This is a genomic window from Paenibacillus sp. FSL L8-0494, from assembly GCF_038003695.1.
Lineage (GTDB): Bacteria > Bacillota > Bacilli > Paenibacillales > Paenibacillaceae > Paenibacillus_AQ > Paenibacillus_AQ odorifer.
The window spans coordinates 4,916,918-4,942,501 of the sequence record NZ_JBBOPQ010000001.1 but is presented as its reverse complement, the minus strand read 5'-3'; the positions used below and the strand labels follow the sequence as shown (position 1 = coordinate 4,942,501).

28 protein-coding genes are annotated in these 25,584 nt (G+C 45.6%); 24 read left to right on the top strand and 4 right to left on the bottom strand.

Annotated elements, in window-relative coordinates:
• Positions 1–196 precede the first annotated feature (196 nt).
• The 7 genes from NYE35_RS22490 (at position 197) to NYE35_RS22460 (ending at position 7,343) form a co-directional block, all read left to right on the top strand.
• Positions 197–658 (top strand): Fur family transcriptional regulator, encoded by a 462-nt coding sequence (locus tag NYE35_RS22490; RefSeq protein ID WP_036682896.1) that lies wholly within the window; start codon positions 197–199, stop codon positions 656–658.
• Positions 659–660: 2 nt separating this feature from the next.
• Positions 661–924 (top strand): membrane protein insertion efficiency factor YidD, encoded by a 264-nt coding sequence (gene yidD / locus NYE35_RS22485; RefSeq protein ID WP_036682893.1) that lies wholly within the window; start codon positions 661–663, stop codon positions 922–924.
• A gap of 348 nt (positions 925–1,272) precedes the next feature.
• Positions 1,273–3,285, top strand: a complete 2,013-nt coding sequence (gene metG / locus NYE35_RS22480; RefSeq protein ID WP_341122069.1) for a methionine--tRNA ligase — start codon at positions 1,273–1,275, stop codon at positions 3,283–3,285.
• Positions 3,286–3,484: 199 nt separating this feature from the next.
• The gene (locus tag NYE35_RS22475; protein ID WP_076274222.1) at positions 3,485–4,483 is read left to right on the top strand and encodes a metal ABC transporter solute-binding protein, Zn/Mn family; all 999 of its coding nucleotides are present in this window, start codon (positions 3,485–3,487) and stop codon (positions 4,481–4,483) included.
• 34 nt (positions 4,484–4,517) lie between these two features.
• Positions 4,518–5,267, top strand: coding sequence for a metal ABC transporter ATP-binding protein (locus NYE35_RS22470; protein ID WP_036682888.1), 750 nt, complete (start codon positions 4,518–4,520; stop codon positions 5,265–5,267).
• 367 nt (positions 5,268–5,634) lie between these two features.
• Positions 5,635–6,438 carry a metal ABC transporter permease gene (locus NYE35_RS22465; protein WP_036682884.1) on the top strand — a complete coding sequence of 268 codons (804 nt, stop codon included), beginning with the start codon at positions 5,635–5,637 and terminating at the stop codon, positions 6,436–6,438.
• Between the two features lie 191 nt (positions 6,439–6,629).
• Positions 6,630–7,343, top strand: a complete 714-nt coding sequence (locus tag NYE35_RS22460) for a cytochrome c biogenesis CcdA family protein (RefSeq protein ID WP_036682883.1) — start codon at positions 6,630–6,632, stop codon at positions 7,341–7,343.
• Between the two features lie 20 nt (positions 7,344–7,363).
• Here the strand turns inward: NYE35_RS22460 and splB are convergent, their stop codons facing one another.
• On the bottom strand, positions 7,364–8,440 hold the full coding sequence (gene splB / locus NYE35_RS22455) for a spore photoproduct lyase (RefSeq protein ID WP_036682882.1): 1,077 nt from the start codon (positions 8,438–8,440) through the stop codon (positions 7,364–7,366).
• Between the two features lie 193 nt (positions 8,441–8,633).
• On the opposite strand from splB, the gene mntR reads away from it, so the two are divergent.
• From mntR to NYE35_RS22440, 3 genes are all read left to right on the top strand, one after another.
• A complete protein-coding gene (mntR, locus tag NYE35_RS22450) occupies positions 8,634–9,059 on the top strand; it encodes a transcriptional regulator MntR (protein ID WP_036682880.1) in 426 nt (141 codons plus the stop codon).
• A gap of 263 nt (positions 9,060–9,322) precedes the next feature.
• Positions 9,323–11,011: a family 10 glycosylhydrolase gene (locus NYE35_RS22445; protein WP_341122068.1), complete on the top strand. Its 1,689-nt coding sequence runs from the start codon at positions 9,323–9,325 to the stop codon at positions 11,009–11,011.
• An 88-nt stretch (positions 11,012–11,099) separates the two neighbouring features.
• On the top strand, positions 11,100–12,029 hold the full coding sequence (locus NYE35_RS22440) for a patatin-like phospholipase family protein (protein WP_036682875.1): 930 nt from the start codon (positions 11,100–11,102) through the stop codon (positions 12,027–12,029).
• 87 nt (positions 12,030–12,116) lie between these two features.
• Here NYE35_RS22440 and NYE35_RS22435 read toward each other — a convergent pair whose 3' ends face one another.
• A complete protein-coding gene (locus NYE35_RS22435) occupies positions 12,117–12,455 on the bottom strand; it encodes a hypothetical protein (RefSeq protein ID WP_036682871.1) in 339 nt (112 codons plus the stop codon).
• Positions 12,456–12,462: 7 nt separating this feature from the next.
• Positions 12,463–13,410 (bottom strand): DUF1385 domain-containing protein, encoded by a 948-nt coding sequence (locus NYE35_RS22430; RefSeq protein ID WP_094901946.1) that lies wholly within the window; start codon positions 13,408–13,410, stop codon positions 12,463–12,465.
• Between the two features lie 206 nt (positions 13,411–13,616).
• Between NYE35_RS22430 and NYE35_RS22425 the strand changes: the two genes are divergently transcribed.
• The 5 genes from NYE35_RS22425 (at position 13,617) to NYE35_RS22405 (ending at position 18,001) form a co-directional block, all read left to right on the top strand.
• Positions 13,617–14,108, top strand: coding sequence for a YqhR family membrane protein (locus NYE35_RS22425; RefSeq protein ID WP_036682865.1), 492 nt, complete (start codon positions 13,617–13,619; stop codon positions 14,106–14,108).
• Between the two features lie 74 nt (positions 14,109–14,182).
• Positions 14,183–15,253: a M24 family metallopeptidase gene (locus tag NYE35_RS22420; RefSeq protein ID WP_036682862.1), complete on the top strand. Its 1,071-nt coding sequence runs from the start codon at positions 14,183–14,185 to the stop codon at positions 15,251–15,253.
• A gap of 47 nt (positions 15,254–15,300) precedes the next feature.
• Positions 15,301–15,858, top strand: coding sequence for an elongation factor P (gene efp, locus NYE35_RS22415; protein ID WP_038572538.1), 558 nt, complete (start codon positions 15,301–15,303; stop codon positions 15,856–15,858).
• A gap of 147 nt (positions 15,859–16,005) precedes the next feature.
• The gene (locus NYE35_RS22410) at positions 16,006–16,554 is read left to right on the top strand and encodes a dihydrofolate reductase family protein (protein WP_036682857.1); all 549 of its coding nucleotides are present in this window, start codon (positions 16,006–16,008) and stop codon (positions 16,552–16,554) included.
• Between the two features lie 193 nt (positions 16,555–16,747).
• Positions 16,748–18,001 (top strand): aspartate kinase, encoded by a 1,254-nt coding sequence (locus NYE35_RS22405; protein WP_341122067.1) that lies wholly within the window; start codon positions 16,748–16,750, stop codon positions 17,999–18,001.
• 134 nt (positions 18,002–18,135) lie between these two features.
• Here NYE35_RS22405 and NYE35_RS22400 read toward each other — a convergent pair whose 3' ends face one another.
• Positions 18,136–19,002 carry a YitT family protein gene (locus NYE35_RS22400; protein WP_081382367.1) on the bottom strand — a complete coding sequence of 289 codons (867 nt, stop codon included), beginning with the start codon at positions 19,000–19,002 and terminating at the stop codon, positions 18,136–18,138.
• Positions 19,003–19,304: 302 nt separating this feature from the next.
• Between NYE35_RS22400 and NYE35_RS22395 the strand changes: the two genes are divergently transcribed.
• From NYE35_RS22395 to NYE35_RS22355, 9 genes are all read left to right on the top strand, one after another.
• Positions 19,305–19,568, top strand: coding sequence for a YqhV family protein (locus NYE35_RS22395; protein ID WP_371915730.1), 264 nt, complete (start codon positions 19,305–19,307; stop codon positions 19,566–19,568).
• 82 nt (positions 19,569–19,650) lie between these two features.
• A complete protein-coding gene (gene spoIIIAA / locus NYE35_RS22390) occupies positions 19,651–20,652 on the top strand; it encodes a stage III sporulation protein AA (RefSeq protein ID WP_036682854.1) in 1,002 nt (333 codons plus the stop codon).
• Complete coding sequence (gene spoIIIAB, locus NYE35_RS22385; RefSeq protein WP_036682851.1) at positions 20,645–21,163, top strand: stage III sporulation protein SpoIIIAB; 519 nt, start codon at positions 20,645–20,647, stop codon at positions 21,161–21,163. Before spoIIIAA ends, spoIIIAB begins: the two co-directional genes overlap by 8 nt.
• A gap of 13 nt (positions 21,164–21,176) precedes the next feature.
• Positions 21,177–21,380 (top strand): stage III sporulation protein AC, encoded by a 204-nt coding sequence (spoIIIAC, locus tag NYE35_RS22380; RefSeq protein WP_036682849.1) that lies wholly within the window; start codon positions 21,177–21,179, stop codon positions 21,378–21,380.
• Positions 21,381–21,387: 7 nt separating this feature from the next.
• Entirely contained in the window at positions 21,388–21,777 is a 390-nt protein-coding gene (gene spoIIIAD / locus NYE35_RS22375) for a stage III sporulation protein AD (RefSeq protein WP_036682847.1), read from the top strand.
• A 44-nt stretch (positions 21,778–21,821) separates the two neighbouring features.
• Positions 21,822–23,054, top strand: coding sequence for a stage III sporulation protein AE (gene spoIIIAE / locus NYE35_RS22370; protein ID WP_036682845.1), 1,233 nt, complete (start codon positions 21,822–21,824; stop codon positions 23,052–23,054).
• A 27-nt stretch (positions 23,055–23,081) separates the two neighbouring features.
• Positions 23,082–23,858, top strand: coding sequence for a stage III sporulation protein AF (gene spoIIIAF / locus NYE35_RS22365; RefSeq protein ID WP_341122066.1), 777 nt, complete (start codon positions 23,082–23,084; stop codon positions 23,856–23,858).
• 43 nt (positions 23,859–23,901) lie between these two features.
• Positions 23,902–24,546: a stage III sporulation protein AG gene (spoIIIAG, locus tag NYE35_RS22360; RefSeq protein ID WP_036682839.1), complete on the top strand. Its 645-nt coding sequence runs from the start codon at positions 23,902–23,904 to the stop codon at positions 24,544–24,546.
• Positions 24,547–24,613: 67 nt separating this feature from the next.
• The gene (locus tag NYE35_RS22355) at positions 24,614–25,531 is read left to right on the top strand and encodes a SpoIIIAH-like family protein (RefSeq protein WP_036682837.1); all 918 of its coding nucleotides are present in this window, start codon (positions 24,614–24,616) and stop codon (positions 25,529–25,531) included.
• The last annotated feature ends 53 nt before the right edge of the window (positions 25,532–25,584 follow it).

The window sequence follows — 25,584 nt, the reverse complement described above, 5'->3', positions numbered from 1 at the left end:
TCTATTGGGGAATTATCTACAATAAAGGCCCGGCTGAATATTCCGTAAAGGAATACGCAGCCGGGCTTTTGTTTAAATATAATAATTCATTGGTTATGTAGGGGTGCTTCATTGTGCTTCATTGACGGGGCATTTATTTTGGGGCATTATTAAGAGAGTGAAATATAAATGAACTGATCTTATGGGAGATGAGCGTATGCTGTCGACAGAACAAATATTAGAAGTCATGTCGGGGCAAGGACTGCGAATCACCGACCAACGCAAAACGCTTGCCCAGTTATTCGGCGAGAATAAGGGATATTTGTCAGCGAAGGATGTATATGAGCATATGGGCCGCAAGTATAGCGGGCTTAGCTTTGATACGGTGTACCGCAATCTTCGTGTAATGGAAGAGCTTGGTGTGCTGGAACAGATTGTCTTTGAAGACGGAGTGAAGTTCAAGGGAAGCTGCAATCATCAGGATCATCACCATCATATGATCTGCCTTCAATGCCAAAAGACCTACCCGATTAATTTCTGCCCGATGAATTTAACGGATACACCCGATCAATTCCGGGTAGTCAAGCATAAATTTGAGGTGTTCGGTTATTGCAAAGAATGTGAAGAGAACCGGGAAGAAGAACTAGTTGCAGCATCAGATAAACAAAAGGGACTTTAGAAATGGTGACCCTACGCAGAACGATTCAGGCGCCTATACGGGTGTACCGCAGGTACATTTCCCCTATTAAACCAGCAACCTGTCGCTTCTATCCAACCTGCTCTGCCTATGCCTTGGAAGCCATTGAAGTCCATGGTCCACTGAAAGGCTCATGGCTTGCAGCTAAGCGGATTGCCAGATGTCATCCCTTTCATCCTGGAGGACTTGATCCTGTGCCGCCTCTTCAAGATGAATCTGCTGAGAAGGATTCTGCCCCTGCGACTTGACATGGGGCCTTACCTTTGGGTATATTCACAAGTAATAGTATGAATTCCGAAGAACGGATAAGTAAATCGTTACGTCCATTACAGAGAGCCGGAATGTGCTGAAAGCCGGTATGGAGCGTTAGATTGAATATGGTCCGGGAGGAACTGTGTTCGAGCGGGGACTGCAATTGAGGTTCACGTAAGATAACAGCGTGATCCAGCGTTAATGGACAGTTCCCGCGAGGGAACTGGCGAAGCCTGTGCTCTGTGAAGAGACAGGAAATTTGGGTGGTATCGCGTGAGTTATACTCTCGCCCCATTATGGGGACGGGAGTTTTTTGTTTTTTAATAAGAAAGGATGATTACCGAATGAGTGAGAAAAAAACGTTTTACCTAACGACACCAATTTATTATCCGAGTGACAAGCTACATATCGGACATGCTTATTCAACCGTGGCAGGAGACGCAATGGCCCGTTACAAACGTCTGCGCGGCTACGAAGTGCGTTATCTAACCGGTACAGACGAACATGGACAAAAGATTGAGCGGAAGGCAGAGGAAGCAGGAAAGACCCCTCAGCAGTTCGTAGACGACATTGTTGTTGGTATTAAGGAGCTATGGCGCAAGCTGGACATTTCGAACGATGACTTCATCCGTACTACGGAAGAGCGTCATAAAAAAGTGGTACAGGATATTTTTGATCGGTTGCTGCAGCAAGGAGATATCTATAAAGGTGAATATGAGGGCTGGTATAGTATCCCAGATGAAACCTTTTACACAGAAACGCAATTAGTTGATATTGTGCGTGATGATAACGGTGTGATTACTGGTGCAAAAAGCCCAGATAGCGGCCACCCGGTTGAGCTGGTGAAGGAAGCAAGTTATTTCTTCCGGATGAGTAAATATGCGGATCGGTTACTGCAATTTTACGAGGAGAATCCAGAGTTTATTTTGCCGGAATCCCGTAAGAACGAAATGATTAACAATTTCATCAAGCCCGGACTGGAAGACCTGGCAGTTTCCCGCACAACCTTTGATTGGGGTGTGAAAGTTAAGGGCGACGAGAAGCATGTCGTGTACGTGTGGATTGATGCTTTGACTAACTATATTACTGCTCTAGGTTATGGTTCCGAGGATCGCACCTTGTATGACAAGTTCTGGCCCGCGGATGTACACATCGTTGGTAAAGAAATTGTTCGTTTCCATACAATTTACTGGCCGATCATTCTGATGGCGCTTGGTGAACCCCTTCCGAAAAAGGTATTTGCCCATGGCTGGTTGCTCATGAAAGATGGAAAAATGTCGAAATCTAAAGGTAACGTAGTTGATCCTGTGACACTGATTGATCGTTATGGCTTGGATGCATTACGATATTACCTGCTGCGCGAAGTACCGTTTGGTTCTGATGGCACGTTCACACCGGAAAGTTTTGTAGACCGGGTTAACTATGACCTTGCCAACGACCTTGGTAACCTGTTGAACCGTACAGGGGCTATGGTTGAAAAGTATTTTGCAGGCGAGATTCCGGCATATGACGGGAATGTAACAGCATTTGATGGTGAGCTTCAAGCTGCGGCTGAGAATACTTATGCCAAAGTAGAAGAAGCTATGGAAAAAATGGAGTTTTCCGTGGCGCTAACAGCTATCGGAACATTCATTAGCCGCACCAACAAATATATCGATGAGACCCAACCTTGGGTACTTGCCAAAGATGAAAATAGAACTGCCGAGTTGGCTTCTGTGATGAGACATCTGGTGGAAGGTCTGCGTACTGCTTCAATCCTGTTGCAGCCGTTCTTGACACAAACACCAGCGAAGATCTGGGAACAGCTGGGTATTGAGCCTGGTGAGTTAACGACTTGGGATAGCGGTAAGACTTTTGGCATGATTCCGGCGGGAACAAAGCTGGTGAAAGGCAATCCAATCTTCCCGCGTCTGGATGTGGAGCAAGAGGTAGCTTATATTGCCGAGGCAATGGGCGCTGGCAAAGCGGCTGCTGAAGTGGCGGAAGCGGCTGCTCCTGCGGCTGCGGACTCCGAGCCAGTGGAAGAGCATAAAGGGGAAATCGGCATTGACGATTTCGCTAAAGCAGAGCTGCGTGTTGCTCAAGTTATTGCTGCAGAGCCAGTGAAAAAAGCTGACAAGCTGCTGAAGCTGCAACTGGATCTGGGTTATGAACAACGTCAAGTGGTTTCTGGTATCGCGAAATTCTATACACCAGAAGAGCTGGTGGGACGTAAAGTGATTTGTATCGTAAACCTTAAACCGGTGAAGCTGCGTGGGGAGTTGTCCCAAGGGATGATTTTGGCGGCTTCTAAAGGTGACCAGCTAACGATCGCTACCGTGCCGGACAGCATGCCAAACGGAGCAGTAGTGAAATAAGACAATACTGTTGTAGAAATTTTTTAATGAGGTTGTTTGATCAAGGGAATGCTCCTTCAGCCGGGTTGGCTGAAGGAACATTCCTTTTTTATTAAAGGCGATATTGCCGTTTCTTTTTGGATACTTTGTTGACTTATCGTAACGATTACTATTATACTACTAATAGTAAAATTTACGATTTGAGGGGTAGATCAATATAATGGCAGCAATGAAATCGCGTATAAGTTTGCTCGTCCTTGCACTGGTACTGGTATTTACACTAAGTGCATGCGGACCTAAGAGCAGTGGAAGTATAGTTGAAGGGAAAGTAAATGTAGTTACAACCTTTTATCCTATTTACGAGTTTGCTAAGGAGATTGGCGGGGAAGATATCAATGCTATTAACCTGCTTCCAGTGGGTGTGGAGCCACATGATTGGACACCGCGCAGTCAAGACATTATCAACACTTCTAAGGCACAGCTATTTCTATATAACGGTGCAGGCTTAGAAGGCTGGGTTCCTAACTTTTTAAAAGGTCTTGATAGCAGCAGTAAAGTTAAGGCGGTTGAAGTAAGCCAAGGTATTGATTATATCATGACCGATGAAGATGACGGGCATGATCATGGGGCAAGTGAGGAAGAGTCTCATCAAAATGAGGATACGGATCATAACAGTAATGCCTCAGGAGACAGCCTGCATACGGACCCGCATACTTGGGTAAGTCCAAAATCAGCCATTACTATGGCTCAGAATATTAAAGAAAGCCTTCAGTCCGTGGATCCTGAGCATAAAGAAGGTTATGAAGAGCGTTACAATAAGCTTGCTGAACGTCTGCAGGCATTAGATAGTAAATTCAAAGAGGAGCTTGCTAAGCTGCCCAACCATAAGATCGTAGTATCACATCAGGCTTTCTCTTACCTTGCCCGTGATTATGGATTGGATCAGCATGCGATTATGGGACTTTCGCCGGACGCCGAGCCGCGCGGACAGGATTTAGTGAAGCTTGCGAAAATGGTAAAAGATGAAGGGATCAAGTATATCTTTTTTGAAGAGCTTGTCTCCGATAAACTGGCTAAGACACTTGCAGCCGAAGCGGGCGTTTCCACTATGGTGCTTAATCCGGTAGAGGGACTTACTGCGGAGCAAGAGAAGAACGGAGATAATTACTTCACTCTGATGGAGAAAAATTTGCAAAATCTGATTATGGCCTTACAATAATAAGGAAAGTATAAGGGAAAGGCGGTACTTAAGCATGCAATCGGTATCCTTGGACTGCCATCAGCATATCATCGATATACAGGATCTTTCTTTTTCATATGGGGAACAGAAGGTGATATCGAATCTTAACTATAGTGTAAGAGAACGAGATTTCCTTGGTATCATTGGTTCTAATGGTGCTGGTAAAACAACATTGATGAAAATGATCGTCGGCTTGCTTCCGGCGAGCAGTGGTGAAATTAAATTATTCGGAACGCCTGTCCGCAAGTTTAAAGACTGGGAACGGATCGGATATGTTCCGCAAAAAAATGCCTTCAACCCATTGTTTCCAGCAACGGTGCGTGAAGTAGTTCTGTCAGGTCTATATAATAACAAGAATCTGATCCGCAGAGTATCTAAGGCTCAGCATCGTCAATGTGAGGATGCACTTGAAGTCATGCGGATACAAGATATTGCGGAGAAAAGAGTAGGCCAGCTGTCAGGCGGTCAGCAGCAGCGTGTTTTTCTGGCTCGGGCGCTGATTAACCATCCTGACCTGCTGATTTTGGACGAACCTACGGTGGGTATTGATGCCGAATCACAAGCGGGATTCTTTGAATTAATTACGCATATGCATGCTCATCATCATATGACCTTCCTGATGGTGTCGCATGATATCGACATGATTAAAAATTATTTAGGTCATGAGCCCGTGCAGACAAATGGTAAAATCAACTTTTACTCCCGCCACTCACATGATCTCCAGAATTGCACAGAAGAGAACCTGCAGCACACGCTCTCTTAAGTCATAATTGAACTCTGAACAGGGGTGCCTCTGTTCTCAGGGCATACATAACTTGCGTGTGGAAGTTAGTCAGTAGACATGGTTTTATTAAGAGGTATTTTAACCTTGTTCCTATTTCTTATTTTCTCTTACCTAAGCACCACCAAAGTACAAGCGTGTCCCTTTAGGGACGAAAGCGATCTTTCCCCGACCTATCTATGTTCAGTAACACTAACTCCTACGCTAGTTGCACTTAACGGGTGTCCAGAGGGCAGAGCCCTTGGGGCCCTCCCTTGGAAGGGAGGGTTTGGGAGGGATCGAAAAAGGTTTGAAAAAGGTTTTAAAATGGTTTTAAAATGGTTTGAGTTTGTATGAAGGAGAGTTTAAGTTGGAAATACTATTTAGCGATTTTTTTCAGCGGGCGCTTGCGGGCGGACTGCTGATTGGTATAACGGCGCCGCTTATAGGCGTTTTTCTTGTGCTTAGACGATTATCCATGATTGGTGATACGCTGGCTCATGTTACTATAGCGGGGGTAGCACTCGGTTTTCTAACAGGATTTTATCCGCTGGGCGCAGGCCTTATCTTTGCAGTGGTAGCGTCCTTCGCGATTGAAAAGCTTCGCAAGGCTTATAAGAGTTATGCGGAGCTGTCGATTGCCATTATAATGTCGGGCGGAGTGGCGTTGGCTTCACTTTTTTTCACCTTAGGAAAAGGTTATAATGCTGACGTAATGAGTTATTTGTTCGGCAGCATTTATACGCTCGATAATACTGATTTGATCGTGGTAGGCATAGTGACTATAGCTGTTGTAGTAGTAGTATCGATGTTCTTTAAAGAGTTCTTTTTGCTTAGCTTTGAAGAGGATGCAGCAAGTGTAAGTGGGCTGCCGGTGAAGCTGCTTAACATGCTGATCACCATCCTGACAGCACTTGTGATTAGCACAGCGATCAAGATTGTGGGCTCGCTATTAGTATCTGCTTTGTTGACTATTCCGGTCGCAATCAGCTTATTGCTATCTCGTAGCTTTAAATCCTCGGTCATCCTGGCGGTTATCATTTCGGAGATTGCCGTTGTAGGAGGACTAGTAGTAGCTGGAGTGTGGAATTTGGCTCCCGGTGCAACTATTGTGCTTTTGCTCATATCATTATTGGTATTAACCTTGATCGGTAAAAAGGGATTGCCAGCATAAACAGCGAATTAAGTAATCGGTATCGCATTAGGCAAGCGTAAACGCCTTCGGTGTCCTTGTAAGGACGATAAGCGTTTAGGTGTGAAATATAAGAAAAGTAATAATGAGAAATTAATCCTTTCTTATATTAAAAAAAGGAGCCATAAGCAGCTCCATGAAGTGACTCGAATGCCGGAAGGAGAGCCGCTATTTTGTCTAATATCAATGCAGGAATTGCTTTAGCTGCAGGGGTGGCATCGTTTATATCGCCATGCTGCTTACCGCTGTACCCCTCTTATTTATCGTATATTACCGGGTTATCCGTTCAACAATTAAAATCAGGCAGCAACTCTAAAGAGGTTCGTATACGCACCCTGACTCATACATTGGCATTTATATTAGGTTTTTCTGCTGTTTTTTACACACTTGGTTTTGGGGCTGGGTTATTCGGGCAATTCTTTAATGGACAGCGTGATCTGATCCGGCAATTGTCGGCGATTCTAATTATTGTAATGGGTTTATTTTTGCTTGGGATTTTTCAGCCCCAGTTTCTACTTCGCGAACGGAAGCTTGATTTAAAATGGAAACCGGCGGGTTATGTGGGCTCCTTTATTTTCGGGATTGGTTTTTCTGCTGGTTGGTCACCTTGTATCGGACCGATTTTGACGGCAATTATTGCACTGTCGGCAAGCGATCCAGGCACTTGGTTTACATTGATTACCGCATATAGCATCGGATTTGCTTTGCCATTTTTTCTTTTAGCCTTTTTCCTTGGCGGAGTGAAGCGTATCCTCAAGTATTCGAATCTGCTGATGAAGATTGGCGGCGTCCTAATGGTATTTATGGGTGTTTTGCTGTTCACGGATCAAATGTTCCGGATAACAGTGTGGCTACAAGGAATAACGCCGGATTGGCTAATTTTTTAAAATACAAGAATTTTTAGAGCTTAGGTGAAGTAATCAATACCTGCTTCAGGAAAATGCTCGAAAATCCGCTCTGTGATAAATTCTCGCAGGGCGGTTTGCTGTTCATCCGGATAGACATATTTGTTCTGTCCCCAGCGGCCCCATTTCTTTTTACGTTTCTCCATGTCCATTTCTAGTTTAGATTTCGGGTAACGTTTCTCAATTACAGTCTTGGCTGTTTTGGTGAATCGATGCTGAATCATTTCAAAGGTTAGACCTTTTCCTATTTCCGGCGGGAGGGTCTTGGCTAATTTGGCCAGCAGCTCCGCGTAGCCTTCCTGCCAGCCGTCATACCAAATAATTGGGGCAATGATGAAGCCCAGTGGATAGCCGGCACGTGCGACCTTTCCAGCCGCTTCAATTCGCTCTTCAAACCGCGAGGTAGCAGGCTCGAAATTTTTGATCACATAGTCAGCATTTACGCTAAAACGAATTCTGGTATGTCCGTTATGCTGCAAATCGAGTAGAGGTTCAACATGTTGGTATTTGGTCACAAAGCGCAGGCGGCCAAGGGGCTCCGCTGCCATGAATGTGATGAGTTCTGACAGAGATCCGGTAATATGCTCCAGTCCTAATGGATCTGAGGTACAGGCTGCTTCAAAAGTCGTGATTTCAGGGCTACGCTCCTCGATATATTTTTTGGCGGCGTCAATGATGTCTTCGGTGTTTACATATACACGAATGTAAGGCTTTGCACCTAAAGTAGTCTGCAAATAACAATAATGGCAGTGGCCCATGCAGCCAGTTGCGATCGGAATTGCATAATCTGCGGAGGGTTTGGATTGGTCAAACTTTAAGGTTTTGCGCAGGCCGACTACAAGTGTTCTTTTGGCAATTTTATATTGCTCGACCTCTGTGTCACCCGGGAAATTCATTATGCGGTTATGCGATGTAGTCATGCGATAGGGAATATTGTTAGCCTTCACCCATTCCATGATCCGTTCACCTTTCGGGTAATTTAAAGCATCCGGCTCGAAGAAAACAAGCTCGGGGACAAAAAGGGCTGTAGCTTTTCTGGTTCTCTTTACGGGAGGGGTCTCAGGTGTCACTATAGTCATGAATTCACGCTCCTTCTGAAAGATGAGTAAGTTTATTATGCCTAACTGAGTCTCATTAGAAGCATGGCAATCATGGGTAACTCCTCAGCATGTTCTCTTGAAGGACTTGCCAAGGGGCGTTAGAAACATGTATCATTGTTAGAGCAAGGTTTGGCTCGGCGCCAGGTTCATTATAGAAAAGAGGTAAATTTTAATGCCAACACCCAGCATGGAGGATTATTTGGAGCGCATATATAAGCTCATTGATGAGAAAGGTTATGCGCGGGTCTCGGATATTGCCGAGGGACTGGAAGTACATCCCTCCTCTGTGACCAAGATGATCCAAAAACTGGATAAGGACGAATATCTCATCTATGAGAAATATCGTGGGCTTGTCCTAACCAACAAAGGGAAAAAAGTAGGGAAACGTCTTGTTGATCGTCATCAACTATTGGAAGAATTCCTCGGTTTGATCGGAGTACAGCAGGAATTTATCTATAATGATGTTGAAGGGATCGAGCACCACCTAAGTTGGGATTCGATTACACGTATCGAAACGTTGGTGGAATATTTCCGCCGCGATGAAGAACGTCTGCAGACTTTATATGCTATTCACAATGAACTGGCAAGCGATTCTTGAAATGTTTTTTCCCGAAACGGATACCGTCCTTAAAGTTATGCCCAGCAAGGCTTTGGTGAGCATAAACTACTTGATGGTATAGCCGTTTCTATTTTGTTTAGTGCAACCTTTCCCAGTTTTTAGCGTCAAAACGGATAAGTCCTTTTTCTGGCTGAGACTGATACCGCTCTTTTGAAGGGTGGAATCGGTACATCAACTTGGAGGATTGATCCGTTTTTTCTTTTTTTATTGGATACATATTATTTTAGATTTGGGGAGGAATTATGAATTATCGTAAATGGATGTTGGGATTGCTAGTATTAGTATTGTTTCTGCCTTTATGGTCTCCTGGGGCACGTGCGGCAGCTGTGCAGATTACCATTGAACTGGATGGCGAGGCGCTGGCAAGCGATGTGCCGCCGTATATCACAGCTTCGAATGTAACGATGGTGCCAATTAGCGTCATTAGTAAAGGGTTGAGTGCTGGAGTAGTTTGGAATCAAAGCAGTAAGACAGTTACAATCACGCAAGGAGATACAGAGATCAAGCTGACCAGTGGCCAGAAAAGTGCATTAGTTAATAATGCTTCTGTAGCCCTCGACACCTCAGTACAGATTAAGCAGGGACGGGTTATGGTGCCGCTTCGTTTTGTAAGTGAGCAATTGGGGTTACAGGTTATCTGGGATCAGGCTACCAAACATATTTCTTTGTACTCTAATACAGAGCCGCCGCAGGCTGCTGATCCGGAAACGCCAGCAGTACCTACAGCGACTCCAGTCGTTACGCCAACGCCGACCCCAGCCCCTACAGCGACTCCAAAACCGACCTCGCCAACAGTTCCAAGTATCCCTGGTGCGTCGGCTAACAAGGAGATGAAGGGAGCCTGGATCTCTACAGTATTTAATCTGGACTGGCCTTCAGTAGCTTCTGCAGGTAACGAAGCGAAACAAAAACAAGAATTTGATAATCTGCTGGACAAGCTAAAAGCTGTTGGTTTTAATGCTGTTTATGTACAGGTTAGAACCTCAGCAGACAGCCTATACCCTTCTGTTCTAGTTCCTTGGTCTAAGGTGCTGACCGGCACACAAGGAAAAAATCCGGGTTATGACCCGTTGAGCTATATGGTCAGCGCTGCACATTCACGCGGTATGCAGTTCCATGCATGGTTCAACCCATTCCGCGCGACAACGGATGCTTCTACATCCGCATTAGCAAGTAATCATGTGGCTAAGTCAAATCCGGAATGGATTGTAGACGCAGGAGGTAAAAAATACATCAATCCAGGGATCCCAGCAGCCCGCCAGCATATTATCGATACAGTGTTGGAGGTCGTCAAAGGCTATGATGTAGATGGTGTCCATTTGGATGATTATTTCTATCCTTCAGGTGTATCTTTTGCCGATGATACTGCTTATAAGACTTATAACACGAAGAACCTGTCCTCTAAGGCGGATTGGCGCCGCGATAATATCAATGAATTCGTCCGTCAATTGGGAGAACAGATTCATAAGGTGAAACCGAAGGTTTCTTATGGAATTAGTCCGTTTGGTGTATGGCGTAATATCAAAAAAGACAGCACAGGTTCGGATACCACAGCTGGAGTTACCGCTTATGACGATATGTACGCCGATGTTCGGACATGGATCAAGCAAGGCTGGATTGACTATGTCGCACCGCAAATTTATTGGAGTCTGTCCTTTAGCACTGCCCGCTACGATAAGCTAGTAGATTGGTGGGTTAAAGAGGTAGAGAATACGAATGTTAAGCTCTATATTGGGCAAGCCGCTTATAAGGTTGGAGCAAGTGACCAGAAAGCAGAATGGCAAAGTGGCGACCAAATCATCAACCAGCTTAAATATAATGAGAAATATAAAGAGGTTGCAGGCAGTATTATGTTCAGAGCAAATGACATTGTAGTCCGCAATCCGTTTGGATTATCAAATTTGCTGACCTTTTATTTTCAGTCCAAATAAGATAACTGTTCTAGATAAGGAGTCATGAATGCTCCCCCGTGCTCATAGATAAGCAATAGAATCTATGGGAAACGGGGGATTTTCGTGTATGGAGATTAACGCTGTGTTTGAAGGAGGGGGAGTAAAAGGGATTTCTCTCGCTGGAGCAGTTGAAGCCACAGAAAGGGCGGGGCGAACCTTTAAAAAGGTCGCTGGAACCTCCTCAGGCGCGATTGTAGCGACTTTACTGGCTGCGGGTTATGAAGGTGAGGAAATGAGTCGGATTATCCAAGGAACTTCTTTTTCATCGTTTATGAAGCGAGCTCCCATTTATAATACGGCTTGGGTAGGTCCTGCACTGCGAGTGTTATTGAAGAAGGGATTGTATTCGGGTGAAGCCTTGGAATCGTGGATGAGATCGCTTTTGCTTAAAAAGGGAATTATCACTTTTCGTGATCTGCCTCCAGGCAAACTATCTATAATTGCTTCTGACATTACCAATGGCCGGATATTGGTCTTACCAGATGGGTTGGAACAGTATGGAATCTCTCCTGAACATTTTGAGGTGGCTAAGGCTGTCCGTATGAGCTGCAGTATTCCTTATTTTTTTGATCCAGTGATGCTCAGGTTAAATGGACAGTCCGCTAGAGGGAAGTCTTTTATTGAGCAATTTGTATACGTTGTGGACGGAGGATTATTAAGCAATTTTCCTTTATGGCTATTTGACGGGATGAATGAGAATAGTAAAGTGCCGGGGAAAAGAATCCCTACCGTAGGGTATCAAACAGTAGGTAAAACCGACCCGCAGCCCCACAGGATTAGGGGACCATTCAGTATGCTGCAAGCTATGGTCAGTACCATGCTGTCTGCTCATGATGAGAAATATATTGAAAATGATAAATATGTCCGCACAGTAACCATCCCAACGCTTGGTATCGGCACGACCCAATTTAATATTACGAAGATGCAAAGCGACGAATTGTATGCCGCCGGACTGAAAGCAGGGGAAGACTTCTTTAAGGAATGGCGCCCCCGATAACAAGCAAGCTTCATAATATCAGAAAAAAAGCATCCCGCACGTTATTTTGAAACGTGGGGATGCTTTTTGGTGTTTGTCATAATTTAGTTAATGGTACTTCGGAAGCTGATCATCGTTTTTCCCTTTATTTCCTTCGATGACTTGGAAGGGATAACTTTTGCGTTTGCCTGGTGCTGCTTGTGTTTTGCGAATCCCAGCTACCTTGGTCATGGTTTTCTGCGAAGGTTTGACTTTGATTCTAGATCCATTACTGCTGCGAGCGTATTTCCCTGGTCCCATTTTGTAAGCATAATAGATAATCGCTAACAATACTAAGGGGAGAATCAGCTTCGACAGCGTGTAGAAAGGCTCAGTCAAGACTCCAATCACAAAACCGAATATTGCAAGAATTACTGAAATCCAAAAAATTAAAGCATGCCTGATCATAGGACACTCATCCTTTCGCAGGATCCAATATGCCGCCTGACACACTTGCCTCCGTATATCCTCTGGCTTCAATCTCTGCATCAAGCTCACGCATACGATTGAAAGAGGCGATGGATACTTCTACCTGATCATCCTTTGGTTCTTTGGTAGTGAGCAGCTGCAGCCATAGTCCAGGGTATCCCAAGTATTTGAGACCTGGAATTTCTCTTACTGCGTTGGTACCCTTCAGAACCTCAAACGAAACACCGATTACGACAGGCAACAGAATAATCCGTTGGATCACACGTTCCCAAAGATTATCCCATGGTACTACGGAGTAAATAATAACGCCGAGGATAATCGTCAGCATCATAAAACTGCTTCCGCAGCGGTAATGCAGACGGCTGTATTTCTGAACGTTCTGGACAGTCAGCTCTTCGCCTGCTTCAAAGGCGCTGATGACTTTGTGTTCCGCACCGTGATACTGGAATAGCCGCTTGATCACAGGTGTTTGCGAAATCGCCCATAAATAGACCAGCAAGAGAACCATTTTAATGCCGCCTTCTATGAGGTTGTGCAGTACATAGTTATCAAATGCATTCTTGAATAAAAAATCTTCGACAAATACTGGGACAAGCGTAAAAATGAGCTTTCCGAATAAGAAGGAGAGAATACCCATTACAGCAACGCCAAAAATCATTCCGAGGCTCCAGCCTTCGTCCTTTTTCTTCGGCTTAGCTTTCTCTTTCGCCAGTTCTTCGGGTTCCAATTCATCTTCGGCATAGGATTCAGCCGAATAGTTCAAGTGCTTAGAGCCTTTGGCGCTGGCATCTATAATACTGACAAGGCCGCGAAGCAGCGGAATCTTGCGCAGTTTAGTGACCCAGCTCTTATCGCTTCTTGGCACCTCCAAAAATGTAATCTCCTGATTCTTTCGTCGCACGGCTGTTACATTAATATGCTTGCCGCCGAACATGACGCCTTCAATGACGGCTTGGCCGCCATAGCTGGGAGTTTCCTGGGACAACCAATTCACCTTCCCGTAATTAATATGATTTATATAATACATTGTAACTAATTTTTGAAGACATTACTAGTTGGATCGCCTTTTGCTGCACATACTACCTTATAGGGACAAGGAGAGACAAATCGGTATTAAAATACGGAAAGCGAGGCAATTCTATGAGCAAATCACATCAACAACAATCAGATCATACTAATATTTGGTTTTTTGCGCTCGAATTAGGTTTTTTCGCAGGTTTGATTTGGGGAGGGCTGCACTGGTTAATCTACTGGTTCAGCTTTACCAAGGTTAGTCCTGGTTATTTAGCAGAGCCGTTTTTTAAACATACTTTTCTGACAACAATGTATGGACATCTCGTGGGTTATTTGTTTTTCATCTTATTTTCAGTGATAGCCTCACTGCTATATGTGCTTATTCTGCGCAAGCTGAAGGGACCTTGGCCAGGATTGGTTTATGGTGTTTTGTGGTGGGTAGTTATATTTATTCCCGGCTCGCAAATGTTTCTTATGCAGCCGCCTTTTAAGCTGCCGTGGAACACTGTGATTAGTGAGTTCTGCCTTTTTTTACTTTGGGGGATGTTCATTGGATACACAGCGGCGATTGAGTATACCGACGAACGAAAGCGTGAGCAAGCGACTGCACTTGCCTAACGGCTCGAAAAAACTTCTCAAGGGGATATCCCTATGTTAAAATACAATGTGGCTATTTCGAGAGGAGAATGAAAATGGGTAACGAGCGCGTCTCCAAGCTGCGTAAGGTTTTGCAGGATAAAGGATTGGAAGCAATGTTGATAACCAGCGGTTATAACCGCCGCTATTTAAGTGGATTTACCGGATCGTCCGGTTATGTATTGGTGACAAGCGATGATTGTTATCTGCTAACTGACTTCAGGTACATGACACAGGCTGCGGATCAAGCGGTAGGAGTTAAGGTTGTAGAGCATGGTCCTAAATTTATTGATACAGTACGCGAGTTGCTGCCAACAGGCAGTGAGGTACGTGTTGGTTTCGAACAGGATGATGTCTCATTCAGCGCTTATACCTCATATGCGGAAGCCCTTAAGCCGGCAGTGTTAGTTCCAGTTTCCAAAGCCGTGGAAGACCTCCGTATGTTCAAGGATGCTGAAGAGCTTGCTGTTATGCAACGTGCAGCTGATCTGGCTGATGCTACATTCAATCATATTCTGAATGTGATCAAACCAGGCATGACTGAAAGAGACGTCGATTTGGAAATGGAATTCTATATGCGTACCCACGGGGCAACTGCGTCATCGTTTGATACGATTGTTGCTTCAGGTGAACGTTCGTCCATGCCGCATGGCGTAGCAAGCAGCCGTGTAATTCAAGGTAATGAATTTATTACGCTTGATTTCGGCGCATTACTCGATGGATACTGCTCAGATGTGACTCGTACCATTGCACTCGGAGCTCCAGATCCGAAGCTAAAAGAAATCTATGATATTGTGCTGGAAGCTCAGCTACATACGTTGGCACATATCAAACCGGGTATGACTGGACGGGAATGTGATGCACTGGCACGTGATATCATCGCTAGCTACGGATATGGTGATCAATTTGGACATAGTACGGGTCATGGACTTGGAATGGAAGTTCATGAATGGCCGCGTTTGTCCAAGCTGAGTGACGATATCATGCAGCCGGGAATGGTCGTTACTGTAGAACCAGGTATCTATTTGCCGGGGATTGGCGGAGTACGTATTGAAGACGATATTGTGATCACCGAGAGCGGAATATCGCTGCTGACCCATTCGTCCAAAGAATATACAGTACTGTAAGTAAGAAAAAGTAGTGGTTTAATTATCGAATTCAGGAGGGATTTTTAGTGATTTCAGTAAACGATTTTAAGACAGGCTTGACCGTAGAGGTGGACGGTGATATTTTTACCGTTCTTGATTTCCAGCACGTTAAACCAGGTAAAGGTGCAGCGTTCGTTCGCTCTAAGCTGAAAAACCTGCGCAATGGTAACACTGTCGAGCGTACTTTCCGTGCAGGTGAAACTATTGGCCGTGCTATTATTGAGAACCGTGGCGTGCAATATTTGTATGCAAGCGGATCTGAGCATGCTTTCATGGACAACGAAACCTATGACCAATTCGAATTGTCCAGCAAGCAGCTTGAATGGGAATTGAACTTCCTTAAAGAGAACATGACTGTAAACATCATCAGTTACCAAGGTGAAATCCTTGGGATCAACCTGCCTACCAGCGTAGAGCTGAAGGTTGTTGAAACTGAGCCAGGTGTGAAGGGAAATACAGCTCAAGGCGCTACTAAATCGGCCAAGCTTGAAACAGGTCATTCTGTACAAGTTCCTTTGTTCATCAATGAAGGAGATGTGCTGCTTATTGATACTCGCGAAGGTAAATATATCTCCCGCGCGTAGGAAGCATCATACTTGCTGAACTTATAACCAATCAGCCTCCCCCGTTATTACGGTGGGGGGTTTTTGGTATATAAACGAGGATGCATGAGGAACAGTATGGGTGTGGGATATTATACTTACGAATTAAAGGATTAGAAGGAGGCGCATATGAGAAAATTAATTATATCTCAGTTCATATCCCTTGATGGTGTTATGGAAAATCCACAATGGACCTTCTCATTCGGAAGTGAAGAACAGGAGCATTTCAAATTTGCTGAACTGAAAGCTGCTGACGCTCTAATGTTAGGACGGACAACCTACGAAGGTTTTGCAGAGGCTTGGCCAAATATGGTTGAGCAGACGGGTGAGTACGGTGAAATGATGAATGGATACGCTAAGTACGTAGTCTCCACAACTCTCGAAGAAACAACATGGAGCAATTCAAGCTTGATCAAGGGCGATCTTGTTCAGGAGGTGTCCAAGCTGAAGGAGCAGCCGGGGAGAGATATTCTCGTTTTTGGCAGTCGTACGCTTGCGCAGAGCCTCATGCAGCTTGGCCTTGTCGATGAATATCAGCTTCTGGTCTTCCCGATTCTGCTGGGTAGTGGTCAGCGCCTGTTCGATAACGTTGGTGAAGAGAAGACGTTGGAGCTAGTGGACTCCAAAAGATTCAGCTCTGGAGTGATGGCCCTGACTTATCGACCTGCTTCTCAATAAAAAACTGGAAGACGGGTGAAATGAGGTCAGCTAGTGTCTTGAAGCTGACCTTATCTTTTTGTTAGCTTCTGGAAAATCAATAATTTTTTAATGAAATCATTAACGCATTACGCTATTTTCGTATTATACTGGTTTAAAGCGGGAAACCGATTAGAAGCAACTACATAGACCGATATGGGGAGTGAGTGGGACTTTGTCACTTTATGTTATGAAATTCGGAGGCAGCTCCGTCGGCGACACAGAACGCATGCAACGTGTTGCCAAGCGCATCGCAGACAAGCAGGATGAGGGACATCGCTGCGTTGTAGTTGTATCTGCTATGGGGGATACAACAGATGATTTGATCGATACGGCGAAGCAATTAAACGGGCAGCCGCCTGCACGTGAAATGGATATGCTGATGACAACAGGAGAGCAGATTTCCGTTGCTCTTTTGTCCATAGCTCTTCATGGGATCGGGCGGAATGCAGTATCTTATACAGGATGGCAGGCCGGGTTCCGTACAGACGAAATTCACGGTAGAGCTCGTATCAATGATATTGATCCACACCGTGTAGTAGCGTCTTTGGAACGCGAACAGATCGTTATCGTTGCCGGTTTCCAAGGGATGACTTTGGATGGTGAGATCACTACCCTGGGCCGCGGAGGATCGGACACGACAGCTGTAGCCCTTGCGGCTGCTATTCAAGCAGATGTATGTGAGATTTATACCGACGTTGATGGTATTTATTCTACAGATCCACGCATTGTGAAAACAGCCCGCAAGCTGAACGAAATCTCTTACGATGAGATGCTAGAGCTTGCCAATCTGGGAGCGGCCGTACTACATCCGCGTGCAGTGGAGTATGCTAAGCGTCATCAAGTTAAGCTGGTCGTTAGATCGAGCTTTAATCATAATGAAGGTACTGTTGTGAAGGAGGAAGCAAGCATGGAGCAAGGTGTCGTAGTTAGTGGGATTGCTTATGATAAGAATGTAGCGCGTGTCAGTATTCTAGGAGTACCTGATGTACCGGGTGTACTCGCTCAAGTCTTCGGCAAGCTGGCTGAAGAAGGCGTAAACGTAGATATCATTGTACAAAGTGGTGTGCAGAATGAGCAGGCTGACTTCTCATTTACAGTTTCACTTGATGAACTGGATCGTGCGAAGGAAGTAATTAAAGAAATCCATAAAACTTTACCTTACCGTGAAGTGACGTCCGAGGATAACCTCGTGAAGGTTTCTATTGTTGGCGCGGGTATGGTTAGCCATCCTGGTGTTGCAGCTCAAATGTTTGATGTACTCTCCCAAGAGGGCGTAAGCATTAAGATGGTCAGCACGTCAGAGATTAAGGTTTCTTGTGTAATCGAATCCGGCAATTTGCCATCGATCATTCAGGCGCTTCACACCGCTTATAATCTGGATACAACTGAGCAGGCCTTTGTTGGTGGTCCTAAGGATCGTCGTTAAGAGCCGTTTAATCAATAAAAAGGGAGATCCTACAGCTACTTAGCTACGGGGTCTCCTTTTTGGGCATCTGCTATAAATGAAAAGGAACGCTGCAGGTTTGAATGCAGCGTTCCTTTTTACATCTATATGGGTATTTATCCTAAACGTCTAAATCGGCCTAGAATTTCAACAGTCTCAAGTACATTGACGAAAGAGCTTGGATCCGTCTCAAGGATAGTCTTACGCAGCTCTGACAGCTCATAGCGGGTCGTTACGGTCATCAGCATTGTATTGCCCTCGTGACTGTAACCGCCCTCTGCGTTGACTACTGTGATGCCATGAGGCAGCTCTCTAAGACGATTCAGCATTTTATCCCGTTCCTTGGTAACAATGAAGCAGGTTAGCTTGACATGACGAATATGAATCATATCAACCACTCTGCTTTTCACAAAAATACAGAGCATAGCGTATAAGGCTGAGTCCCAGCTTTTAAAGAAGCCTAAACTCAGAATAACGATCCCATCCATTACGAAGAGTACATTCCCAATAGGAATATCCCGCTTACGTGTAATAATCGAGCCTAATATATCAAATCCTCCAGATGAGCCCCCGGCACGGAGAGAAAATCCAACCCCGCCAGCAATAATTACGCCGCCAAAAATACTAGCCAAAATCGGGTCTTTGGTCACTTTCACCGCAGGAATAATTGTCATGAACCAGGTGGTAGCTAAAACGGAAAGCATGCTTAGTAAGATGTACTTTTTCCCCACTGCAATAAATCCCCAGATCAGAACAGGAAGGTTTATCGCAAAATAAATGATTGAGATGTACTTCGGATTAGTTACATACCCGATGACTGAAGCCACCCCCGCTACCCCGCCGCTTAGCAGTTGATGAGGAATTAGAAATAATCTCATCCCTGCGGCGACTAAAAAAGCTGAAAAAATAATGATTGCCGCTTCTCTTACTGGTCTGACTACGGACCGCATGCTGAGCGGTAGCCCGTAATTTCGAACGTGCATGACACAAATCCCCTCTTTTTCTTATGTCTTTTTAGTTTGCCTTTTTTTGAAAATATAAACTCACTATATTTCCAATTAAAAAGGATACCACAGATGAAGGCGTTCGTAAAAATTATTTTATCGTACTGATTATATTTATTTATGAACCCACTCACTATGAATTCTTTCACAGTCTGATCTGTAAATCTGTCATTTCTCATTGTCTAAAGTGAAAAAGCCACGCATATCCATGAATAATAGAAAGCTAAACAAGCCTCAGATGTCTTTTGGTATGAATGAATTAGTAAAAGGAGTTGAGTTGATTGGACAAGTATGTGAGTTGGATGGCGACTCTGCGGTTGTTCTCGGGCAGTGCAGAGATTATAGCTGCCCTGATAATGCTCAGATTAAATCAGGTCGATAAGGCACTCGCTGTCAATTCTGGACTGGCTTTGGTAGGCCCGACCATATTGATATTGACGACAGCAATTGGCCTGACTGGGATGGCGCAGCAGCTGTCATGGAGCAAATTAGGCTGGGTGGGCTGCGGTGTAGCCTTTCTCTTAATCGGGATTTTGAAAAAATGATAGATGATAGGCATATTGGGCGCGTACAAGCATAAATATGGAATAAAGCAATTAAGTAGAGGACAGCTTGGGGGTACTTTGTATGGCAGATGACTGGCTGCAATTGTTTCCTGAAAAAGTAAGAGCACTGTTAAAGTGCCTTCCCCTTCCGCTGCTAGGAATGGTGGAGGAGATTCGTGTCCGTGAAGGTCGTCCGCTGGAAATTAACTACTCTGGTAAATATCACTTTCTAAGAGTGAATGGCAGTTTGACGCAGAGGCCTGAAGAAGCTTACAAGCCGGATCGGGAAGACACTCATCGACTGCTAGATCTGATCAGCAACCATTCGCTATATACGATGGAAGAAGAGCTGAGAAAAGGATTTATTACGATTCCCGGCGGTCATCGGATAGGACTTGCTGGTCGGACAGTACTGAGTGGCGGAGGTGTAGAGCATCTTCGTGATATCACTGGCTTTAATGTCCGTATTGCTCGTGAAGTACCTGGAATCGCAGATGGAGTGCTGCCTTATTTACTGGACAAGGGGCGGCAGCGAATGATGCACACCTTGATTCTCTCCCCTCCACAACATGGCAAGACTACCCTACTCCGCGATCTCGCAAGACAAATCTCCTTAGGGGAATTGGGCAAGCGCGAAGGGAGTAGACCGGGGCTGAAGGTGGGAATTGTTGACGAACGGTCTGAAATTGCTGGCAGCCGGCGTGGTGTTCCCGCCTTTGACGTGGGTCCGCGGACAGACGTTCTTGATGGGTGTCCCAAGGCAGAAGGCATGATGATGATGATCCGGTCGCTATCGCCAGATGTATTAATCGCGGATGAGATTGGGCGTCCGGAAGATGCCGAAGCAGTTACCGAGGCACTGCATGCCGGAATATCTGTCATTGCTTCCGCTCACGGAAAAGATGTAACAGAGTTGGCTCGTAGGCCGGGTCTTGGAGGACTGCTGGAACAAAAGATGTTCGAGAGATATGTCATACTCCATCGTTCAGAAGCAGGTCTCACGTTTCGCATTCTGGATGGTCAGAAAAGAGGAATGCTGCTTATCTCTCCCGGGGATCGACTAGGTGGTGATTTGCATGCTTAAGCTGTTCGGTGCTGTGCTCATTGTGGTGGCTGGTACGCTTGCAGGTCTCCAGTTTGCTCGTCAATATGCAGACAGGCCCAGACATATCAGAGGTTTAATAGCAGCACTACAGCGGTTGGAAACAGAGATCATGTACGGCTTCACCCCACTGCCGGAAGCCATGCGGCGGATTGGGAATCAGTCTAAGGACCCGCTGAAATCGTTGTTTGTCAAAACAGCGGAGGAGATGAGCCCTCCCTATGACAGAAGCGCCCAGGATGCCATCCAGCGGGCGATGGAAGCATATTGGAAGTCTACCGCAATGAAGGGGACAGAAAAAGAGATTCTTCGCCAGCTCAGCTGTACTCTCGGCACAAGCGATAGGTCGAATCAGAGCACTCATATCGCGTTAGCATTGCAGCAATTGAAGCAGGAGGAGTCGGTGGCCAGAGAGGATCAAGGCAAATATGAAAAGTTAAGTAAAAGCCTGGGTCTGCTGCTTGGAGTACTGATCGTCATTTTGATCTTTTAGCGAGGTGCCAGGAATGAATATTGAAGTCAATGCGATTTTTCAAATTGCCGGCATTGGCATAATTATCGCCATGATACACACGGTGCTCAAACAGATGGGAAAAGAGGATTTTGCACATTGGGTCACCGTGATCGGGTTCGTAGTCGTGCTGTTCATGGTGATTCGTATGCTGGACGGGTTGCTGCAGGAAATAAAAACGATCTTTCTTTTTCAATAGGCGTGCTATGGAGATTATTCAAGTTGTTGGGATTGGGCTGATATCGACCATATTGATTCTCGTACTGAAGGAACAAAAACCGATGTTCGCCTTCCTTCTTGCTACTACAACAGGCATTCTAATTTTCATGTTTCTGATCGGCAAGATCGGAATGATCCTCTCTACACTGGAGCGGGTGGCTGAGTCATCGGGGATGGAAATGATTTATTTGAAGACTGTTTTCAAAATCATCGGCATTTCCTATATCGCGGAGTTTGGTGCACAGATTGTACGAGATGCCGGTCAGGAATCAATTGCTTCCAAAATAGAACTCGCCGGCAAAGTGCTAATTATGGTACTAGCCGTACCCATTATCAGCATCATTATCGAAACCGTCATGAAACTACTGCCTGCTTAAAGCAATCGTGAAGAGAGCTGAGCAACGAATCGGGAGGAGAAATTATGCAAGAGCGCAGTGTTTTCCGACCTCCAAAACTAAAAATAATACTGCTGCTGCTTCCATTCTTTTTCATACTATGGTTTGCAGGTACAGCTCAGAGTGTGCAAGCTTCCTCAACACCAGAATCCGGCAGTTCTTCCCCGGTAGATCAGTGGGTTAAGAGCCAGGTGAATAATTTACCCAAAGATAAAGTCGAGTCGTATTGGGATCAGCTGATGAAGGATTATGGTGGTTTTTTCCCGGACGGGGCCACACCTACGCTAATGGACATGCTGCTTCCAGGAGATAAGGGGCTCAGCTTAAAGGGTGTGTTATCTGGGCTTCTAGGCTTTATGTGGCATGAGGTTCTGTACAATGGAAAGCTGCTCGTGACGATTGTGATGATCAGTGTGCTCAGCATGATTCTGGAGACGCTGCAAACCGCTTTTGAGCGAAAAACGGTCAGTAAGGTCGCTTATACGCTCTGTTATATGGTGGTGCTGGTAATTGCCGTGAACAGCTTCAATATCGCTATTGGTTATGCAAAGGATGCTATCGACCGGATGATCGATTTCATGATGGCGATGATTCCACTGCTGTTCGCGCTGCTGGCTTCGATGGGGAATATCGTTACGGTCTCTGTCACCCATCCGTTAATTGTTTTTATGATTCATACGGTTGGCACCATGATCCACACCCTTGTTTTTCCGCTTCTGTTCTTCTCGGCTGTGCTGCATCTGGTCAGCGCATTGTCGGAGAAATATAAACTAACCCAGCTGGCTAACCTGCTGCGAAACATCGGTGCTGGACTGTTAGGTGTACTGCTAACTGTGTTTCTAGGTGTAATTTCCGTTCGAGGGATAACAAGCTCAGTAACGGATGGGGTCACCATTCGGGCCGCTAAATATATTACAGGGAATTTTGTTCCGGTCATCGGCAAAATGTTCGCGGATGCCACAGACACAGTAATCTCAGCTTCACTGCTGGTGAAGAATGCGATCGGGTTATCGGGTGTCATTATCATATTGTTCCTGTGTGCTTTTCCGGCAATCAAAATCCTGGTGCTTGCCCTTATCTACAACATAGCCGCCGCTGTGATGCAGCCGCTGGGAGAGACACCAATTGTAGTCTGTCTCCAGACGATTGGAAAAAGCATGGTGTACGTATTCGCTGCTTTGGCTGCTGTTTCCTTAATGTTTTTTATGGCGGTTACGATCATGCTGACTGCGGGCAACTTGACCGTAATGATGAGGTGAAGCAACAAAACCTTTAGGAGGGAAACCATGAGCTGGTTGGGCGATTGGCTGCGGGAGATCATCCTGGTTGTGCTGTTGGCGTCATTTGTTGAATTGCTGCTCCCAAGCAAATCCATGGAGCGTTATGCAAGATTGGTGCTAAGTCTCCTAATCCTGCTCACGATGCTCAGCCCTATCGTCTCTCTCCTGAAAGGTGATGCAATCTCCCAACTGAGTGTCGCTATGGGACAGCAAGAGAAAGAAGGCGGTTTGTTCACTGGCGGAGGGAAGGGAGACCCATCCTTGGAACAGATTCTGGCAGATGGACAAAAGCTTGCACAAGGCCGTCAGGAACAGAGTCTGCAGCTCGCTGCCGAAGAGGTGGCGGGTCAGATGAAAGAGCAGATTATCAGCGAGACCGGCAAACGCGGGGTTAATGTCACCGTAACGCTGGGCATGGGGAAGTCTGGCGGCACCGGTAAGGAAGATGTTCCTGTCATTTCTAATGTAAAGGTCTCTATGCCTCAGACATCGGATAACTCCCCGGGTACTTCCGGAGCTTCCAGCACAGCGACTACAGCACCCATTACAATCACTCCTGTAGCACCTGTAGAAGTTAAAATTGGCGCTAATCCGGCAGATAACGTAGAGAGTGAAGCAACATCATCAGATGAACCTAATAAAGCAGTGAACGGAACTGTGGCGGAAGACAGCGCGTCCTCGAGTGAAATGGAGTCCATTGTAAAGCTGCTGGAACTGAAGTGGGATTTGGATCCCAAAGTCATTCAGGTGGATGGCAGCGTGGCTAGTAACGTCAAATCATGAGCTTGCGGTTTCTAAATAACTATAATTTTTAGGAGGAATGGGAGTGGGCAATTGGCTGAAAAAGCTTGAGCAGTGGGCTGGGGGTGGGGCCGGCAGTCCGAAGAGAAGTCATACCTTTCGCTGGCTGATCATTCTGGGTCTGCTGGGCGCAGCGATCATGCTATTCAATTCCTTCGTCAATGTGAAGAGGATTGATAACGAGAATACAGGGCGCGAGCCGCCGCTGAATCAGTCCTCACAAACGGCGTTGGTGCAGAGTGATCCAACCACAACAACCAATTCGTTCGACAGCATCGAACTAGCGATGGAGAACCGGATGAAGGAGATTTTGGAGAAAATCGTTGGCGTCGGTACGGTCGATATCATGGTTACAGTGGAGTCTACAGAAGAAATTGTCGTGGTGCGTAATATGAATGACTCCCAGCAGCTTAGTGAAGAGACGGATGCCAGTGGGGGGAAACGTCATACGACACAATATACGAGGGATGGCGAAATCGTAACCTACTCGCAATCAGGGGACGAAACACCCATTGTGACGAAGCGGATTAAACCTCAGGTACGCGGCGTACTGGTAGTTGCCAAAGGGGCAGAGAACAAGGTTGTTCGTGGACTCGTCGAGCAGGCTATAGAAAAAGGCTTGAACGTCCCGATCCAGCGCATTTCAGTAGTACCACGCAAACAAGAGTAGCAGGAGAAAGTCAATAAGTGAGTGCTTCCGAAGCAGCCACTAGATTAAATTTTAGGAGGAATATGGAATGAACGGCAAAAGACAAACGATATGGTTGGTTTCTATGCTCAGCTTGATGGTGGTCCTCTCTGCATACTATTTATTCACTGAAGACTCAGGTGCTTCGATTCCAAAAGACACGGCTGGCACAATGCAGGTTGATTCCCTGAAAGACACAGCAGGTGCAGCGTTGCCCACGGTTGGTGACAAAGGTGTTGTTGTGAACGAAGTTGTTAGTCAAGGCGATGTTGTTGCTGATGAAGGCGTTGTAGATAGCACTACTGGCGCCGCTACTACGGACGACAGCGCTACTGCCGCCAAAACGGATGACAGTGCTGCTACCGCTAAAACGGATGATAGCACTACTACTGCTAAAACGGACGACAGTACAACTACAGCTGCTAAGGACGATAGCAGTAAAGCTGCCGCAAATAGCAGTGACTCAGAGAAGGCAACAACCGACACTGCTGCTAAAGATGCCGCGAAAACAGATACATCTGCTAAAGATACAGCCGCAAATACAACCACCAAGACTCCAGCCAAAAATGACAAAGAAATTCTCGATGAAGTAGCTTCTCAAAGTGTATCGGCGAGCAGCATGTTCACTAACTACCTTTATGAACGTGAGCAAAAGAATCTTAAGAACCAACAAGACTTGCTTGCTTTGATTAATGACATGGATAAAACACCTGCTGATAACGCAGTCGCTCAAGAACAACTTCTCAATCTTGAAGAAAAAGAATCCAAAATTACCGGTATCGAAGAACAGCTTCAACAAAAATATGGAGAAGCGATTGTAAAGGAAGAAGCTGGAGACAGCTACAAAGTAGTCGTTCTCAGCGACAAACTGGATGTAAAGCAAGCGGTTAGTATCGTGGATCTCGTAATGAAGGAACTGAGCGTGTCTCAAGATAAAATTAGTGTACAATACGTTTCCGAGCAATAATAAGCTGTAAAATTAAAAGAAAAATGACGAAAGAGCTCGGGTTGACCCGGGCT